The sequence below is a fragment of the Corynebacterium sp. CMW7794 genome, from assembly GCF_001563605.1.
Taxonomy (GTDB): Bacteria; Actinomycetota; Actinomycetes; order Mycobacteriales; family Mycobacteriaceae; genus Corynebacterium; species Corynebacterium phoceense.
Map to the genome: position 1 here is coordinate 1 of NZ_KQ961723.1, position 16889 is coordinate 16889.

Genomic DNA, 16889 nt, shown 5'->3' on the forward strand with positions numbered 1-16889 from the left:
ATTGGCACACTATTGAGTTCTCAAACATCATCCGCACTCAAAAAGTTTCATCCTACCGGGATACCCCTTCTCGAAGCGGTCGAACACTCACTGTAGTGCAAGTCTTTAAGGCTTGTCAACCTGCAGTTCATGTCGTTGTCACCTCGTTTCCGCGGCGACTTGGAATAATCTACACAGCTCCGTTGTTTCCCACAAATCTGCAGGTTAAAGACGAAGTCCCCCACGTCACGAGGGCGAGGGGGACGAACTTAGGGCGGTGAATCTGTGGAAACCACAGCCAACGACCTTGCAGCTGTGCTAGCTAGGCAAGCTTCGCACCAGCGAAGTTCTTCTTACCGCGGCGCAGCACGAGCCAGGAACCGTGGAGCAGATCCTCGTCGGCCGGCTCCCAGTCCTCGGACTCAATGCGTGCATTGTTCACGTAGGCACCGCCTTCCTTAATGGTGCGGCGAGCCGCACCCTTAGAGTCGGCGAGACCGGAGGCGACGAGCAGATCGACGATGGTGCGCTGTTCACCAGCGGCGATCTCGGCGACGGTGGTCTCTTGGAGAGCACCGGCAAGGGTGGCCTCGTCCAACTCGGTGAGTTCGGCCTTGCCGAAGAGAGCCTGGGCGGCGAGCTCTACAGCCTTGGTGGCATCCTCGCCGTGAACGAGGTTCGTCATCTCCTGTGCCAGGCGGCGCTGGGCTTCGCGGCGGAAGGGCTCGTTGGCGACCTTCTCCTCGTACTCGGCGATTTCTTCCTGGGTGAGGAAGGTGAACCAACGCAGGTAGTCGATGACCACGGAATCACCGGCGTTGAGGAAGTACTGGTACCAGGCGTACGGGGAGGTCTTCTCCGCATCGAGCCACAACTTGCCGCCACCGGTGGACTTGCCGAACTTCTGGCCCTGCGCGTCGGTGACAAGAGGAACGGTCAGGGCGTGGGCCTTGTCGCCGTCCACGCGACGGATAAGGTCGACACCGGAGACGATATTTCCCCACTGGTCGCCGCCGCCGATCTGCAGGTCGCAACCCTTCTCGCGGTGCAGCGTGAGGAAGTCGTTGGCCTGGAGCAGCATGTAGGAAAACTCCGTGTAGGAAATGCCGTCGGACTCCAGGCGGCGCTTGACCGTGTCACGGTCGAGCATGGTGTTGAGCGAGAAGTTCTTACCCACGTCGCGCAGGAAGGTGATGACGGACATGTTCGCAGTCCAATCAGCGTTGTTGACCATCTCGGCGGGGTTCTCACCGTCGAAGTCGACGAAGCGGCGCAGCTGCTTCTTAATGGCCTCGAGATTGTGCTGAATGGTTTCTTCGGAGAGCATGGAGCGCTCCCCCACGTCGCGGGGATCACCAATGAAGCCGGTTGCGCCACCGGCCAGCGCCAGCGGGTGGTGTCCAGCTTTTTGGAAACGCCGCAACATGATCATTGGGACAAGGTGGCCGGCGTGCAAGGAATCGCCCGTCGGGTCGAACCCACAGTAAAGCGTGATGGGGTTCTCGCACGCTTCACGGAGCGTATCAAGGTCGGTGGACTGATTAATGAGGCCGCGCCACTGCAGCTCATCAATGATGTTCATGGAAGTGTGATCTTTCTCTTCGAAGTAGCCGCTGTGCGCGGCTGTGACGTGTGGAAAATTTCGCGCCTAGGCGGCGTCCGGTGGCCAGGCCATGGCGGAATCGACGAGCATGACAGGGATGCCATCTTCGATGGGATAGGCAATCCCCTTGCGCTCATTGACAAGCACCTGCTTGTCCTCCAGATACGTCAAAGGGCCCTTGTCCTGCGGGCAAACAAGGACCTCTAGCAACTTCGGATCGAGACTCATAACTTCATAGGGTACACGGGACGCCGCGCGCAGACTGCGTCAGGCACGCGCGGCGTACTCACCCCCTCGAGCGGTCGCACCAGTCATCCGGTACGACCCGGGTCAGACCAGATCAGAGCGGAGCTGGGACGTGGGCAACGAGTGAGAAGAGATCCTTTGGGTCGTCGGGATTAGCGATGATGTCGATCTCAGATTCTAGATCCGTCCCCGCAACTGCATCGCGCACATAGCGCAGCGCAGAGAAATCATTGATGGCAAATCCGACGTCATCGAACAACGTAATCTGCTCAGGATTATCGCGACCTGTCTCTTCGCCGGTAAGCACCTTCCAGAACTCGACGACTGGGAAGTCTGCTGGCTTTTGCTGGATTTCGCCCTCGATACGGGTCTGCTCGGGGAACTCGACGAACACCTTCGACATATCAAGGATCTTTTCCTCGAGCTCCGTCTTTCCTGGGCAGTCACCGCCCACCGCGTTGAGGTGCACGCCGGGGGCGACGTGACGCTCGGCCAAGATCTGGTTTTGCGCTTTGTCGGCCGTGCATGTGGTGATGATGTCGGCACCTACCACTGCTTCATCAACACTCGAGCACACCGTGATGTTGAAGCCAAGCGGCTCGAGGTTGCGCTTGAATTTCTCTACCGCCGCTGGGTCAATGTCATAGATGGTGAGATCCTCAATGCCGAGGACACCGCGGAAGCCCAAGGCCTGGAACTCGGATTGAGAGCCAGCGCCGATCATGGCCATGCGCTTGGAATCCGGGCGGGCGAGGTGTTTTGCCACCATCGCGGACGTTGCAGCAGTGCGCAAGGCAGTGAGAAGGGTCATCTCCGCTTCGAAGGTCGGATAACCGTTATCTACGTCCGCAAGAACTCCAAAAGCAGTCACGGTCTGGAAACCGCGTGCGGGGTTGGAGGGATGGCCGTTGACATATTTGAACGAGTATTCCTCGCCGTCGGACGTCGGCATGAGCTCGATTACGCCAAAGGGCGTATGCGAAGCTACTCGCGGGATCTTGTCGAAACGAGCCCAGCGCTTGTAGTCGCGCTCGAGGTAGTCGACCATGCCGGTGATGATGTTTTCAACTCCATCACGCTGGATCCAGCGGGCCATATTGGTCACGTCGACAAACTTAATCATCATTGGGGAAATGAGTCCTTTCTCAAAGTCAAAATGTGTTCAGCGTGGCCGAAGCAAGATGTTACCGCTTCGGGTGCAGATCTTGGTGCGGATCCGCCGTAAAGCGGAAGCTTGGCAGATGCGTGCGCTTGCGCTCCTCCGCGATGGCGTTGATGCGGTCACGCCACAAGAACCACAGGCCAACGAAGACGGGAATGAGGCCGATGGTCGCGAGCAGCGTATAGGAGCCGATGGGATAGTCGAAGGCCATGAGCACGAGGACGATGCCTACGAAGATCACCGTCACCCAATCCCCAACGACGCCAAAGGGCGAGCGATAATCCGGGCGGGTAAACTTCCCGCGCGCGGCTAGACGAACAAAGCGCTGGTGTGCCAAAACGATGGCGACCCACGACGCGAGGGTGCCAAGAGCTGCGAGGTTCAAGACGATTTCGAAGGCCATTTCGGGCACCACGTAGTTGAGGAAAACTCCAGCTAGTGCGACGAGCACAGCCATGACGATGCCGCCGTAGGGCACGCCGGAGTCTGACATGCGCTTGCCAAAGGCAGGGCCGGAGCCAGCCTGCGACATGTTGTACATGATGCGCCCAGTCGAATACAGCCCGGCGTTGAGCGACGAGATGGCGGCGGTAATCACGACCAACTGGAAGATAGCGGCAGCGTACGGGATGCCGAGTGACTCGAAGAATACGACGAACGGTGAGGTATCCGAGGCGTATGCCGTGTAGGGAAGAACGAGCGTGAGCAACAGGATAGAACCGAAGTAGAACACCACGATGCGGAAGAGAACCGAGTTCACGGCCGACGGGATGTGCTTTTGCACGTCCTCAGTCTCACCCGAGGTGGTGCCAACGAGCTCGATGCCGGCGTAGGCGAACACGACGCCCTGAATTACGATCACTGCGGGCAGCAGGCCGTTCGGCATCCATCCGCCGTTGTCCGTAATGAGGCTAAAGCCGGTGGGAGTCCCCTCTGGGTGGCCGAGAATGAGGACGCCGATGGCAATGAGCATGAAGATCACCAGTGCAACGACCTTGATCATCGAGAACCAATACTCGAGCTTGCCGAAGATAGCGACGGAGAGCATGTTGAAGAAGAAGATGAAACCGACCACGACGAGGGCGAGTGTCCACTGGGGAATTCCATCAAGCCACGTGGTGTACTGGCCAAACCACTTGATGTAAATCGCGACCGCCGTTGCGTCGGCAACGAGGGTCATAGCCCAGTTGCCCCAATAGAGCCACCCCGTGACGAAGGCGGCCTTTTCTCCATAGAACTCACGAGCGTAAGAAACAAAGGAACCAGAGCTCGGGCGGTAGACAATAAGTTCGCCGAGGGCCCGGAGAATGATGTAGCCAAAGAAGCCACAAATGAGATAAAGGATGGCGAGCGAGGGGCCAGCAGTTTGCAGACGGCTACCTGAGCCAAGCAAAAGACCTGTGCCGATGGCGGAGCCGATGGCAATCATCTGCAGCTGGCGCTTGCCCATTCCCTGCTGAAGACCATGATCCTCAGCGTCAAAGACCGCGCGTCCCTCTTCTGAGGGCGCCGGACGAGAAGTTATAGACATGCGGTGTACCTTCACAGACAGTTAGTAAATTTCTTCGCGAAAACCTTCGCCGACATAGAAGAGTAACGAAAAGCACGCTTTTCAGTGACTGGTTTCACTTATTTTAAGTCGTGTCTCACTTGACACAGAGTAGCGAGACACAAAAAAGCCCAGCACACTACGTGCTGGGCCATTTTCAATAGGACTATCGTTAACCCCCACGTACGGGGGATATGCCGTTTACTTGTGGGGTATCACCGGGGTGGCGGCCCACGACCGAAAGTCGGCGGCAAGTTCATCGACATTGGCTCGCTGCTCGGCGACGCGGACACCGGCGGTGCCGCCCTTCGTTGAGCGCGACGCAACCGCACCGTCGATAGTAAGTACCTCGCGTACAGCCGGTGTCAGTCGCGCGTCGACACTGGCGAGCTCCTCATCGGTCAGCTCGATAAGGTCAACGCCACGGGACTCGGCGATGCGCACGCATGCTCCCGATGCCTCATGTGCCTCACGGAACGGCACCCCTTGGCGCACCATCCACTCGGCCAAGTCAGTGGCCAAGGTGTAACCACGAGGGGCCAGTTCGCGCATGCGGTCCTCGTGGAAGGTCAACGTAGAGACTAGGCCGGTCAACGCGGGCAGCAGCAGGTTGAGGTTCGCCACGGAGTCCACGATGGGCTCCTTGTCCTCCTGCAAATCGCGGTTATACGCGAGTGGCTGCGCCTTCAGGGTTGCCAGAAGTCCGGTGAGGTTTCCGATGAGGCGGCCGGTCTTGCCGCGCGTGAGCTCGGCGACGTCCGGGTTCTTCTTCTGCGGCATAATTGACGAGCCCGTCGACCATGCGTCGTCGAGAGTCACATAGCCGTACTCCGGCGTGCACCAGTAGACGATCTCCTCCGCCAGACGCGACATGTCGATCGCAATCTGAGCCAGGACGAAGGCCGTCTCGGACGCGAAGTCACGCGAGGACGTACCGTCAAGGGAGTTCTCCGCAGCGGAGTCGAAGCCGAGCTCCTCCGCAATGGCTTCCGGGTCCAGGTGCAGCGAGGAACCCGCCAGGGCACCCGAGCCATAGGGCGAGATGGCCAGGCGTTTGTCAAGATCCTGGATACGCTCGCAGTCACGCAGCAGCGGCTGCGCGTGCGCGAGCAGCTGGTGTGCAAGCAGGACGGGCTGGGCGGCCTGGGAGTGGGTCTTGCCCGGCATGATGGCATCGGGGTGGGCTGCGGCCTGGGCCGAGAGGGCATCGACAAGCTCAGTGACCTGGATGGCGATGTCGCGCACGGCGTCGCGGACCCACATGCGGAAGAGGGTGGCGACCTGGTCGTTGCGGGAACGGCCCGCGCGCAGGCGGCCGCCGACCTCGGGGCCAACGATATCGATGAGGCCGCGCTCCATGGCGCCGTGGACGTCCTCGTCTGTGGGCAGCGGGCGGAACTCGCCCGAAGCGACCTTCTCTCCGAGCTGCGTGAGCCCGTTGAGCATGGTGGCAAAATCCTCGTCCGTGAGCAGACCGGCGTTGTGCAGGACCTTGGCGTGGGCCTTGGAGGCCAGCACGTCATAGGGAGCGAGCACCCAGTCGAAATGCGTGGACACGGACAGGGCAAACATGGCCTCAGACGGGCCGCCGGAGAAGCGGCCGCCCCACAGCGCGCCTTCGTTCGTCTTGTGCTGCTCCATGTGAACCTACTTTCCGGTGGGGAAACCGCCCTCGCGGTCACGCTGGTTGGAGATCTGGGTGGACAGGCCGTGAAGCTGGACAAAGCCCTTGGCTGCGGTCTGGTCGAAGGTGTCGCCCGTGTCGTAGGTGGCCAGATCGTAGGAGTACAGCGACTGGGAGGAGCGGCGGCCGTTGACGGTGGCGGTACCCGCGTGCAGAACCATGCGGATATCGCCCGAGACGGTCTTCTGGGTCTCGCCAATGAAGGCGTCGAGGGAGCGCTTGAGCGGGCTGAACCACAGACCGTCGTAGACCTCCTCGGACCAGCGGGAGTCGACGAGGCGCTTGTAGCGGCCGAGCTCGCGCTCCACGGTGACGTCTTCGAGGGCCTCGTGGGCCTTGATGAGGACGATGGCGCCCGGTGCCTCGTAAATCTCGCGGGACTTAATGCCCACGAGGCGGTCCTCGACCATGTCGAGGCGGCCGATGCCCTGAGCGCCGGCGCGGCGGTTGAGTTCCTCGATAATCTGCAGGACGGTCATCTTCTTGCCGTCGATGGCGACAGGCTTGCCTTCCTCGAAGGAAATGACGACCTCGTCCGGGGCGTTGCCCAGGGCAGGATCCTCGGTGTAGGCGTAGAGATCCTTCGTGGGCGGGTTCCACAGGTCCTCGAGGAAGCCGGTCTCGACGGCACGGCCCCAGACGTTCTGGTCGATAGAGAACGGCGAGGACGCAGACTGCTCGATGGGCAGCTTGATTTCCTCAGCGAAGGCAATCGCCTTATCACGAGTCCAGGCGTAGTCACGCGCCGGTGCAATGATCTCCAGGGACGGGTCGAGGGCGCGGAAGGAGACCTCGAAGCGGACCTGGTCATTGCCCTTACCAGTGCAGCCGTGGGAGACATGCGTGCCGCCGTGCTCCTGGGCAGCTTCAACGAGGTGCTTGACGATGAGCGGGCGGGAAATAGCAGAGACCAGCGGGTACTGCTTCATGTACATGGCATTGGCCTGGATGGCCGGCAGGCAGTAGTTGTCTGCGAACTCGTCCTTGGCGTCCACGACGATGGACTCCACGGCGCCACAGTCCAGTGCGCGCTGACGCACGGACTCCATATCCTCGCCACCCTGGCCTAGGTCGAGCGAGACGGCAATGACCTCGCCGCCGGTCATCTTAGCGAGGTACGGAATGGCGACCGAGGTATCCAGGCCACCGGAGTACGCGAGCACAACGCGTGCAGTCATGGTTTCTATCTCCTTGCGAGATTGTGGAAATAATACAATAGACTCGATAATATACGAAACGTATGCGGGATGTAAAACACTCCCTTTCGATGATGACTGCGCGCGCACTGTGCAACCGCCTGACCGCGGAAAATGGTCTATGACGGTGGAGGCACTCATGCCCTGCCACCCGCGGGAGCCGGACAGCGGCGCAGCGCGGGAGCAGGGCTAAAACATCAACTAATTACGCACCAAATTGCGCACCAATTCCTCACCAGTGATCGGATCTCGAGCCAGGATGAAGATCGTGTCATCGCCAGCAATACAGCCCACAACATCTGGAATCCCAGCACGGTCGATATAGGACGCCAGGTATTGCGCCGCGCCCGCGGGTGTGCGCAGCATGCCGATATTGCCTGAGTGATCCGTGGTGGTGACGAGCTCATCGAGCATGCGACGCAATTTCTCCCGCGGTCCATTGACCTGGTCATCGAACTGCTCGAGCTCACCACCCACCATGTAAAACGAGCGACCACCGTCCCGCTTGACCTTCTTGGCCCCCAGCTCATCTAAGTCACGCGACAGCGTGGCCTGCGTGATGTCGATGCCTTCTTCGAGCAGCATTTCAGACAACTGCACCTGGCTCGTCACGCGCGAGCGATCAAGGATTTCCAAAATCTTTGCTTGGCGCGCGTTGCGATTGGCCGGGTTGGTGGGCATGGGGGTTGATCTCCTCGTTTGTTAATCGTTTTGGTGGCGAAGCAGCCACGCAAGCACGGCTTTTTGCGCGTGCAGGCGATTTTCTGCTTCGTCGAATACCCGCGACTGCGGGCCGTCGATGACACTGGCCGCCACCTCATTGCCGCGGTACGCCGGAAGGCAATGCAGGAAGATGGCGTTTTCCGCCGCACGGTCCATGACAGCGCCGTTGACCTGGTACGGCAGGAACGGCGTCCGGCGGTCGATCCCGTCATTTTCGTGTCCCATCGACACCCAGGTATCAGTGATCACAACATTGGCACCTGCAACGGCGTCAAGCGACTCCGTAACCGTCACGGTCGCCCCCGTAAGCTCCGCTCGCGCTTCGGCGCGCTGCACGTACTCTGCGCGGGGTTGGAACTCCGGTGGCGCGACAATAGCGATGTCCATACCGGCGGTGGCGAAACCAATCATGTACGAGTTGGCCATGTTGTTGCCGCCATCGCCGAGGTAGACCGCCTTTAACCCTTGGGTGGCTCCAAAGTTCTCACGGATCGTCTGCAAGTCGGCGAGGATTTGGCACGGATGGAAATCCTCAGACAGCGCGTTGATGAGCGGCACGCGCGTAGTCTCCGCCATAGCCGCAAAATTGGCGTGGTCATAGGTGCGCCACACAATGGCCGAAACATAACGGGAGAGCACCGCCGCCGTGTCTTGCAGCGTCTCTCCTTTGCCCATTTGCGTCGATCCAGTGTTGGTCACAACAGCGTGGCCGCCCAGCTCCGCGATACCTGCTTCAAAGGAGAAGCGAGTGCGCGTCGATGTCTTATCGAAGAGCACGGCAACCGACTGCGGGCCTTCGAGAGGGCGGTGCGCAAAGCGGTCCACCTTCATCTGTGCAGCAAGGTCGAGCACCTCTGCTTGCTCCGCCGGCGACAGATCATCGTCTACGAGAAAATGGCGCATGGTCTAGGCTTCCTCCTTTTCAATCTCCTCGACAACGGCTGCCAGTCCCGCGGCTGCCCGAGTAATTTCCTCGTCGGTGATGATGAGCGGCGGCGTCAAACGAATAACGTCAGCTGCCGGCGCGTTGAGGATGAGTCCGTGCTCAAGCCCCTTCGCGACAATCTGCTTGGCCACGGGTGCATTTAATACGGCTCCCAGCATAAGCCCTCGTCCGCGGATCTGCATAATATACGGTATTGTGCTCAGCTCACGCACAAATAGCTCGCCCTTGCGCGCTACCTCTGCCAAGAAGTCCTCGTCCAATAAGTCCAGTACAACGTTGGCCGCTGCGCAGACTACCGGGTTTCCGCCGAATGTCGTACCGTGCGATCCCGGCGTGAATAGTTTCGCTGCCGCTCCCCGTGCTATACACGCGCCAACAGGTAACCCGGCGCCGAGCCCTTTCGCCATAGTGATGACATCGGGCTTAACCCCGGCCGCCGTGTGCGCAAAAAATTCGCCCGTACGGCCGACTCCGGTCTGCACCTCGTCGACGATCATGAGCATCCCATTTTCATCACAGAGAGCGCGCACCCCCTGGAGAAAGCCCTCCGGCGCCGGGATGACCCCGGTTTCGCCCTGAATCGGTTCCAGGATGATAGCTGCGGTGTCCGAGGGGTTCATCTCTACGAGCTTTCGCAAGTAGTCGATATCCCCGTAGGGATAAAACTCCACTCCACCGGGCATCGGTTCAAAGGCCTTCCGCTTGCTGGGCTGCCCCGTCATCGCGAGCGAGCCCATCGTGCGGCCATGGAAACCGTGTTCAGCGGCCAGTATGCGCCGGCGGCCAGTCAGACGCGCGAGTTTGAAGGCCGCCTCGTTGGCTTCGGCGCCGGAGTTGGCAAAGATAACGCGGGCAGAAGTATCTCCGACACGAGCCCGCAGTTTTTCCGCCACGTCGATAACCGGCTGCGACGCGAAGAGGTTAGACACGTGACCCAACGTAGAGATCTGTTCCGTGACGGCCTCAACGACCTTGGGGTGTGCCTGTCCCAGCGCATTGACGGCAATGCCGGCGAGTAAGTCGATGTATTCCTTGCCGTCTTCGCCTACGAGGATGGAGCCGTAGCCGGAGACAATGCCAATGGGCGGCGTGCCGTAGTTGTCCATGAGGTTGTCGCCCCACCGGGCTACGAGGCCCTTGTTGTTGTCGCTCATGCGCGATCGTCCTTCCTGAAGATGGTTCCGTCGGGGTATTCGTTGCGGTTGTAGTCATCGGGCAACACCATCGTGCCGATGCCGCCGGGGGTAAGCAGCTCAAGGAGCACGGCGTGGGCCGAACGGCCGTCGATGACGTGGGCAGCGGCGACGCCACCTTCGACGGCCCGCAGGCACGACTCCATCTTGGGGATCATGCCCGAATCGAGCCGCGGCAGCAGGGACGCGAGTTGCGCCGCTTCAATCTTGGACACCAAGGAATCGCGGTCTGGCCAGTCGGTATAGAGGCCCTCAACATTGGTGAGGATGAGCAGGCGCTCCGCGCCGATTGCTTGGGCCAGCGCACCCGCTGCGGTGTCAGCGTTGATGTTGTAAACCTCGCCGTCGGTGCCCGGCGCAATCGTCGAGACCACCGGAATCCGGCCCGCATCGATGATATCCATCAAGGCTGCTGGATTAACGTCAACGATATCGCCGACTTGGCCGATATCTGTGGGAGTCCCGTCGACTTCTACCAGTCGTTTTTCGGCGGTAAAGAGCCCGGCATCCTCGCCGGAGGTGCCCACCGCATAGGGGCCGTAGGAATTGATGAGCCCCACGAGTTCGCGGCCCACCTTTCCAAAGAGCACCATCCGTACGACCTCAAGAACCTCGGGAGTGGTGACGCGAAAGCCACCTTTGAACTCGCCTTCCAGGCCCGTGCGTGCCAGCATCTGGGAAATCTGAGGCCCGCCGCCGTGAACGACCACGGGCTTGACGCCCACGGTGCGCAGAAAAACCATGTCTTTGGCGAATGCTTCCCGCAACGAGTCGTCCACCATCGCGTTGCCGCCGTACTTCACGACGACGATCTTGTCGCGGAAGTGTTGAAGCCACGGCAGTGCCTCAGAGAGGACTGTCGCACGATCCTGATCGGTAAGACCTTTCATCATGGTATCGGCCGCCTTAGGAGCTGTACGCCGAGTTGATCTCGACGTAGGCGTGGGAGAGGTCAGTCGTGCGCACGAAGGCGGAGCCCGGTCCGCCGGTGCCGAGGTCGACGCGCACGTCGATATCCTCGCCGGAGAGGTCCACATCGCGGGCACCAGGCGCGCTAGTGGAGTTCACGCACACCGGCTGGTCATTGAAGAAGACGGAAATCTTCTCCGGTTCCATGGCGGCATCCGCCATGCCCACGGCTGCGAGTACGCGGCCCCAGTTCGGATCTGAGCCAAACATCGCGCACTTAAACAGGTTGTCGCGGCCAATGGTGCGCGCGGCGTTGAGCGCCTCGGCGTCCGAATCGGCGCCCTCGACGGTGATCTTCACGCGCTTGGTCACGCCCTCGGCATCGGCCTGCATCATGTCGGCTAGGCCGGCACAGGCCTCGAGTACCGCCGCGTTGAGCTCCTCCTGGGTAGGTTCCACGCCGGACGCACCGTTGGCCATGATGATGACGGTGTCGTTCGTCGACGTCGAGCCGTCCACGTCCAAGGTATTGAACGTTACTGCCGATGCCGCCTCCAGCGCCGCACGCAGAGCCTTCGGCGTCACCTTCGCGTCCGTGGTGAGACACACGAGCATGGTGGCGAGGTTTGGCGCCATCATGCCCACGCCCTTGCCCATGCCGCCGAGGGTCCACCCGTTGCCTTCGACACCGACTTCCTTAGAGACCGTATCCGTCGTCATAATTGCCATCGCGGCGTCGTTGCCCGCCGCGCCGAGCTTTGTTACGGACTCGATACCCGCGAGCACCTTGTCCATAGGCATGGGCTCGCCGATGAGGCCCGTCGAGCACACCGCGACGTCCGTGCCATCAACGCCTAGCGCCTGCGCCGTGGCCTCGGCCATCGCCTGCGCGTCCTCGTCACCTTGAGCGCCGTTGCACGCATTCGCGTTGCCTGCGTTGATGACGAGCGCGTGGAGCGATCCATCAGCAATAATCTTCTGCGACCACTTCACGGGTGCGGCCTTGACGCGGTTGCGCGTAAAGACGCCGGCGGCGTTGAATTCCGGGCCCTCATTGACCACGAGCGCCATGTCTGATTTTCCGGACGGCTTGATTCCTGCCGTCGTCGCGCCGGCCGCGAAACCCTGCGCTGCGAGTACACCGATAGTCATGTTTCTATTTTCCTCTTCACCCTGCATCTAGTTGGCTCAATATCGTCAATCCGCCCCTTTAGGGGGCCACCGCCGCCTGCGGCAGCCCTGCGGTCTCCGGCAGGCCGAGCGCCAGGTTCATGCACTGCACCGCGCCACCGGCGGTACCCTTGCACAAGTTGTCGAGCGCTGCCGTGACGATGAGGCGACCCGTGATGTCATCGACGTGCGCCTGGATGTGGACCATGTTGGACCCCACCACGTTTTGGGTCTCCGGCTGCTGGCCTTCCGGCAGCACGAGGCAGAACGGTTCGTCTGCGTAGAACTCTTCGTATGCTGCGCGCACCGCCGCAGCGTCCACGCCTGGGGCAAGCTTGGCTGTGATCGTCGCAAGGATGCCGCGCGACATGGGCGCCAGCACAGGCGTAAAGCTCACGGCGACTGGACCCTGCTGCGAGTACTCGGAGAGGTTCTGCACCATCTCCGGCGTGTGGCGGTGCGAGCCGCCCGGTTTGTACGCGCGCACGTTGCCCATCGTCTCTGCGCCCAGTTGCGCCACGGAGGCCTTCTTGCCCGCGCCGGACACGCCGGTCACGGCGATTACCGAGATGTCCGGCTCGATGAGCCCCTTGGCGACGGCCGGCAACGCACCCAGCGTTGTGGTCGTGGGGAAACATCCGGCCACGGCCACGCGCTTGGATTGCGCGATGGCTTCCCTGTGCCCCGGCATCTCCGGGATGCCGTAGGGCCAGCTGCCCGCGTACTCGCCGTCGTAGTAGGCGTCCCAGGCCGCCTTATCCTTCAAACGGAAGTCCGCGGCACAGTCGATGACGAGAACCTCCTCCCCCAGCGTCTTGGCGATCTCCGCGGAGTGGCCGTGCGGCAGACCCAAGAAGACAACGTCGTGGCCGGCGAGGTTCTCGACAGTCGTATCGACGATACGTCGCTCGCGCAGCTGCGGAAGGTGCGGCATAAGCGCGCCCACGGACTCCCCCGCGGTGGAGTGTCCGGTCAGGGCGCCAATCTCGAGCTCACCCGACAGGTACGCCGGGTGATTCAAAAGAAGGCGCAAGACTTCGCCACCGACGTAACCGGAGGCGCCTGCAACTGCAACTGTGATAGCCATGGAGACATCCTAGCAAATATGCAATCGACTGTAAATTATGCAGGCGCTATTTCTTTCCCCCGACCGAATCCCCCACGCCGCACGACGCACCGCCCCGAGTCGCACGCGGCGCCACTCGAAGCGGCGCGGTGTCGGCCCGATGCGCTTCCTTAGACAGCGCGGGAAGACACCTTGCCCATGCCCGAGGCATCATCAATAGCCGTCTTGCCCACGTAACCGGCGTAACCACTAGGGCTCACCAGGTGCAGGCCACCCTGCAGGTCAGCGATGACCGCAAGCTCCTTGAACTGGAATACCTCGCCCGGGCGCAGCTTCTTAAAGTTCGTCACCGACAGCCCCTGATTGAAGCAGTCCGCCCACGACTCACCGTTGGAATACTGAACGCGCGGAACGAGATAGTTGGGTGGATTGCACTCAGTGCGCGTGGCGCGTGCGCCCGGGCTGTGGCAGCGGATGTACGTGCCACCCACGTCGCCGTATTCACACTGAATGCTGCCGTCCGCGTTCGACAGGCCGCGCAGATTCTGCGCCTGAGCAGCCGGGGCTCCCAACAGCGCACTGGCCAGCACGGTACCGCCGAGGACGGCGGCTGCCCTGCGGGCCAAAGAGGAAAAGAAGCGATGGGTCATGATAGGTCCTTGAGTTTGGGAAACAATTCCACTCCCAAAATATGATCCGCATCACCCTGTGTGCAACATTATTTCGTCGAACACCTCACTGGACACCGCTCCGTGGCACACAACATTCCGTCAGCACAGACAGCGCAACGCACTCCGCCCGCGCTCCGGTGCCATGGTCGACCACAGGCGCGTACGCTCGGCTCCGCCCACGACAGGCAAACGGCACGACCATCGACATGGTCGTGCCGTTCCTCAGACGCAAACGTAACTACGCGCGCATCTCAGCGCCGAGACGCTCCTTGGCCAGCTCGGCCGCGGCGAGGCGGTGCTCGTTGGCCTCTTCATCGGTGAGCGTGCGGTCGCCCGCGCGGAAGAGCAGCGTGAAGGCCAGAGACTTCTTACCCTCGCCCAGCTGCGCTCCACGGAAGACGTCGAAGAGCGCAGCGTTTTCGAGCAAGTCGCCCGCGCCCTCTTCAATCACGCGACGCACGTCCTCGGCCGGTGTCGCTTCGTCGACGACAAGGGCGATGTCCTGGTGCAGCGCCGGGAAAGCGGAGAGCACCGGCGCCGGGAAGCGCTCCTCGAGCGGCAGCGCCGTGACGTCGAGCTCCATGGCGCAGGTACGGGCCGGAAGGCCCAAGGCCTCAACGACCTGTGGGTGGAGCTCGCCGGCGTAGCCGACGATGGGGGCATCGGCAGCAACCGTGCCGTCCGCGTTCGCGACCTTGAGGGCGGCGCAACGGCCCGGGTGCCACGGCAGCTCGGAGGCCGACTCAACGGCCAGGTCCAGGCCAGCGGCGCGCGCGACGAGGCGTGCGGACTCGATGGAATCGGCGTAGGTGTACGCGCGGCCCTGGCCCCAGGGACCCTCGTGTTCAATGTTGCCGGAAGCGACCGTCGCGACGTGTAGCGGCTGGTACGGAAGGGTGCCCAGCAGCTCCTCGACCGTGGACTCGGACGGACGAGACTCGACCGACGGCATCGGCGAAGCATCCGCACGCTTGAAGGAGACCTGCTGCAGGCCGTAAAGGGCCAGATCCGTGCGGCCGCGAGCGACGTTGCGAGCGATGGCCTCGAGGAGGTTCGGCAGCAGCGTCGTGGACAGGATAGCCTTGTCGGCCTCGAGCGGGTTCTGGACCTCGACGGTCTTGCGGCGCTCGTCATCAGCGTCCAGGCCCCACACGTCGAAGGTGTCGTTGCGGACGAACGGCGCCGGGATGACCTCGGCGTAGCCCGCGTAGGCCAGGCCGTGGCCTATGGCGCGGCGACGTTTCTGAGCCGGGGTGAGACCGCGGCCGCCCACCGGGGTCGGCAGGATGGTCGGGATATCCTCCAGACCCCCGAGGCGCAGGATTTCCTCGATGAGGTCGACGTCCATCGTGATGTCGGAGCGCCACGTCGGCGGGGTGACCAGGAGGTTCTCACCAGACTGCTCGATCTCGCACCCCACCTCGTAGAGACGGCTCATGACGGTCTCACGCGAGTAGTCAACGCCCGCGTACTCGGCCGGCTTCGCGGCCCGCAGCGTGATCTGCTCGCGCGCAGGAACCTCGCCCACGAGCGTACGGCCGGACTCGATGGTGCCGCCGGCGATCTGCACCAGCAGCGCGCAGGCGATATCGAGGGCAGCCTCGACGATGGCCGGGTCCACGCCGCGCTCAAAGCGGCGCGACGCCTCAGAGGACAGCTTGTGCCGGCGCGAGGTGCGCGCCACGGTGATCGGATCCCAGTTCGCGGCCTCGAAATAGACGTCCGTGGTGTCGTCCGCGATCTCGGACTTGGTACCGCCCATGACGCCCGCGAGGGACTGGATGCCATTGTCATCGCAGATGACGACGTCTTCTGCGTCAAGCTCGCGCTTCACATGGTCGAGGGTCTCGAACTTCTCGCCCGCCTGCGCGTTACGCACGACGAGGTTACCCTCGATGGCGTTCGCGTCGAAAGCGTGCATGGGCTGGCCGAGCAGGAGCATGACGTAGTTGGTCACGTCCGTCGCCGGGTTGACTGGGCGCTGACCGCACAGCATGAGCTCGCGCTCCATCCAGAACGGCGTGCGGGCGTTCGGGTCGATGCCGCTGACCTTACGCAGGCCAAAGCGCACGGCCTTGGTCTCCGGTTTGAGGTCGACATCGATGAGCTCACCGCTCGGTGCCGGAACGCCGGAGACATCGATGCCCACGACGGAGGGATCTTCGGCCGGGCAGGCGTACTCGAGGCCGAAGGCAGAGGCAACCTCTCCGCCGAGGCCACGCAACGAAAGCGCGTAACCACGGTCCGGCGTGATGTTGACGTCGAAGACGGTGTCGTCGAGTCCGATAACCGGACGGGCGTCCTGGCCCACGAGGTCAGCGACCTCCTCGCCCAAGGTGATAATGCCCGCGGAGTTCTCGGACATGCCGAGCTCCGCGGCCGAGCACATCATGCCATTGGAGATGTGGTCGTAGGTCTTGCGCGCAGCGATCTTGAAGCCGCCGGGCAGCTCCGCGCCCGGAAGCGAGACGACGACGTAGTCGCCGAGACGGAAGTTGCGGGCGCCACAGATAATGCCCTGCAACTCACCCGTGCCGTTGGCGTCGCCCACGTTGACCTGGCAGTAGCGGATGGGCTTCTTGAAGCCCTCGAGCTCCTCGAAGGACTCGACGCGGCCGATGACGAGCGGGCCCTTGATTTCGGGCAGGTGCTCGTAGCCCTCGGTCTCGAAGCCGACGCGGACGTAGCCAGCGTCGAGGTCCTCGGCGGTAACGGACCAGCCCGGGTTCTTTGCATCCAGCAGGCGGGTGACCCAGCTCTGGGAAATAAGCATTGTTCTTTTCTTCCTTTCT

General features: G+C 62.0%; 14 protein-coding genes. All 14 read right to left on the reverse strand.

Annotated features, from left to right (window positions below; all coding sequences use genetic code 11):
- Window positions 1-301: 301 nt before the first annotated feature.
- On the reverse strand, window positions 302-1561 hold the full coding sequence (tyrS, locus tag HMPREF3227_RS03500; protein WP_066484386.1) for a tyrosine--tRNA ligase: 1260 nt from the start codon (window positions 1559-1561) through the stop codon (window positions 302-304).
- Between the two features lie 66 nt (window positions 1562-1627).
- Window positions 1628-1810, reverse strand: a complete 183-nt coding sequence (locus HMPREF3227_RS03505; protein WP_066484388.1) for a Trm112 family protein — start codon at window positions 1808-1810, stop codon at window positions 1628-1630.
- A 112-nt stretch (window positions 1811-1922) separates the two neighbouring features.
- The gene (locus HMPREF3227_RS03510; protein WP_066484716.1) at window positions 1923-2951 is read right to left on the reverse strand and encodes an ornithine cyclodeaminase; all 1029 of its coding nucleotides are present in this window, start codon (window positions 2949-2951) and stop codon (window positions 1923-1925) included.
- A 61-nt stretch (window positions 2952-3012) separates the two neighbouring features.
- Complete coding sequence (locus tag HMPREF3227_RS03515; protein WP_066484395.1) at window positions 3013-4521, reverse strand: amino acid permease; 1509 nt, start codon at window positions 4519-4521, stop codon at window positions 3013-3015.
- Between the two features lie 219 nt (window positions 4522-4740).
- Window positions 4741-6180, reverse strand: coding sequence for an argininosuccinate lyase (argH, locus tag HMPREF3227_RS03520; protein ID WP_066484398.1), 1440 nt, complete (start codon window positions 6178-6180; stop codon window positions 4741-4743).
- A 6-nt stretch (window positions 6181-6186) separates the two neighbouring features.
- Entirely contained in the window at window positions 6187-7401 is a 1215-nt protein-coding gene (locus tag HMPREF3227_RS03525; protein ID WP_066484400.1) for an argininosuccinate synthase, read from the reverse strand.
- 219 nt (window positions 7402-7620) lie between these two features.
- A complete protein-coding gene (locus HMPREF3227_RS03530) occupies window positions 7621-8100 on the reverse strand; it encodes an arginine repressor (protein ID WP_066484402.1) in 480 nt (159 codons plus the stop codon).
- Window positions 8101-8121: 21 nt separating this feature from the next.
- Entirely contained in the window at window positions 8122-9045 is a 924-nt protein-coding gene (gene argF / locus HMPREF3227_RS03535) for an ornithine carbamoyltransferase (RefSeq protein WP_066510300.1), read from the reverse strand.
- 3 nt (window positions 9046-9048) lie between these two features.
- Window positions 9049-10242, reverse strand: coding sequence for an acetylornithine transaminase (locus HMPREF3227_RS03540; protein ID WP_066510302.1), 1194 nt, complete (start codon window positions 10240-10242; stop codon window positions 9049-9051).
- Window positions 10239-11174, reverse strand: coding sequence for an acetylglutamate kinase (argB, locus tag HMPREF3227_RS03545; protein WP_066510304.1), 936 nt, complete (start codon window positions 11172-11174; stop codon window positions 10239-10241). The genes HMPREF3227_RS03540 and argB overlap by 4 nt, the downstream gene beginning before the upstream one ends.
- A gap of 13 nt (window positions 11175-11187) precedes the next feature.
- Window positions 11188-12342, reverse strand: coding sequence for a bifunctional glutamate N-acetyltransferase/amino-acid acetyltransferase ArgJ (argJ, locus tag HMPREF3227_RS03550; RefSeq protein ID WP_066484418.1), 1155 nt, complete (start codon window positions 12340-12342; stop codon window positions 11188-11190).
- Between the two features lie 58 nt (window positions 12343-12400).
- Window positions 12401-13447: an N-acetyl-gamma-glutamyl-phosphate reductase gene (gene argC / locus HMPREF3227_RS03555; protein WP_066510307.1), complete on the reverse strand. Its 1047-nt coding sequence runs from the start codon at window positions 13445-13447 to the stop codon at window positions 12401-12403.
- 149 nt (window positions 13448-13596) lie between these two features.
- Window positions 13597-14076: a hypothetical protein gene (locus HMPREF3227_RS03560; protein WP_141681527.1), complete on the reverse strand. Its 480-nt coding sequence runs from the start codon at window positions 14074-14076 to the stop codon at window positions 13597-13599.
- Between the two features lie 259 nt (window positions 14077-14335).
- On the reverse strand, window positions 14336-16870 hold the full coding sequence (gene pheT, locus HMPREF3227_RS03565; protein ID WP_066510310.1) for a phenylalanine--tRNA ligase subunit beta: 2535 nt from the start codon (window positions 16868-16870) through the stop codon (window positions 14336-14338).
- Window positions 16871-16889 lie beyond the last annotated feature (19 nt).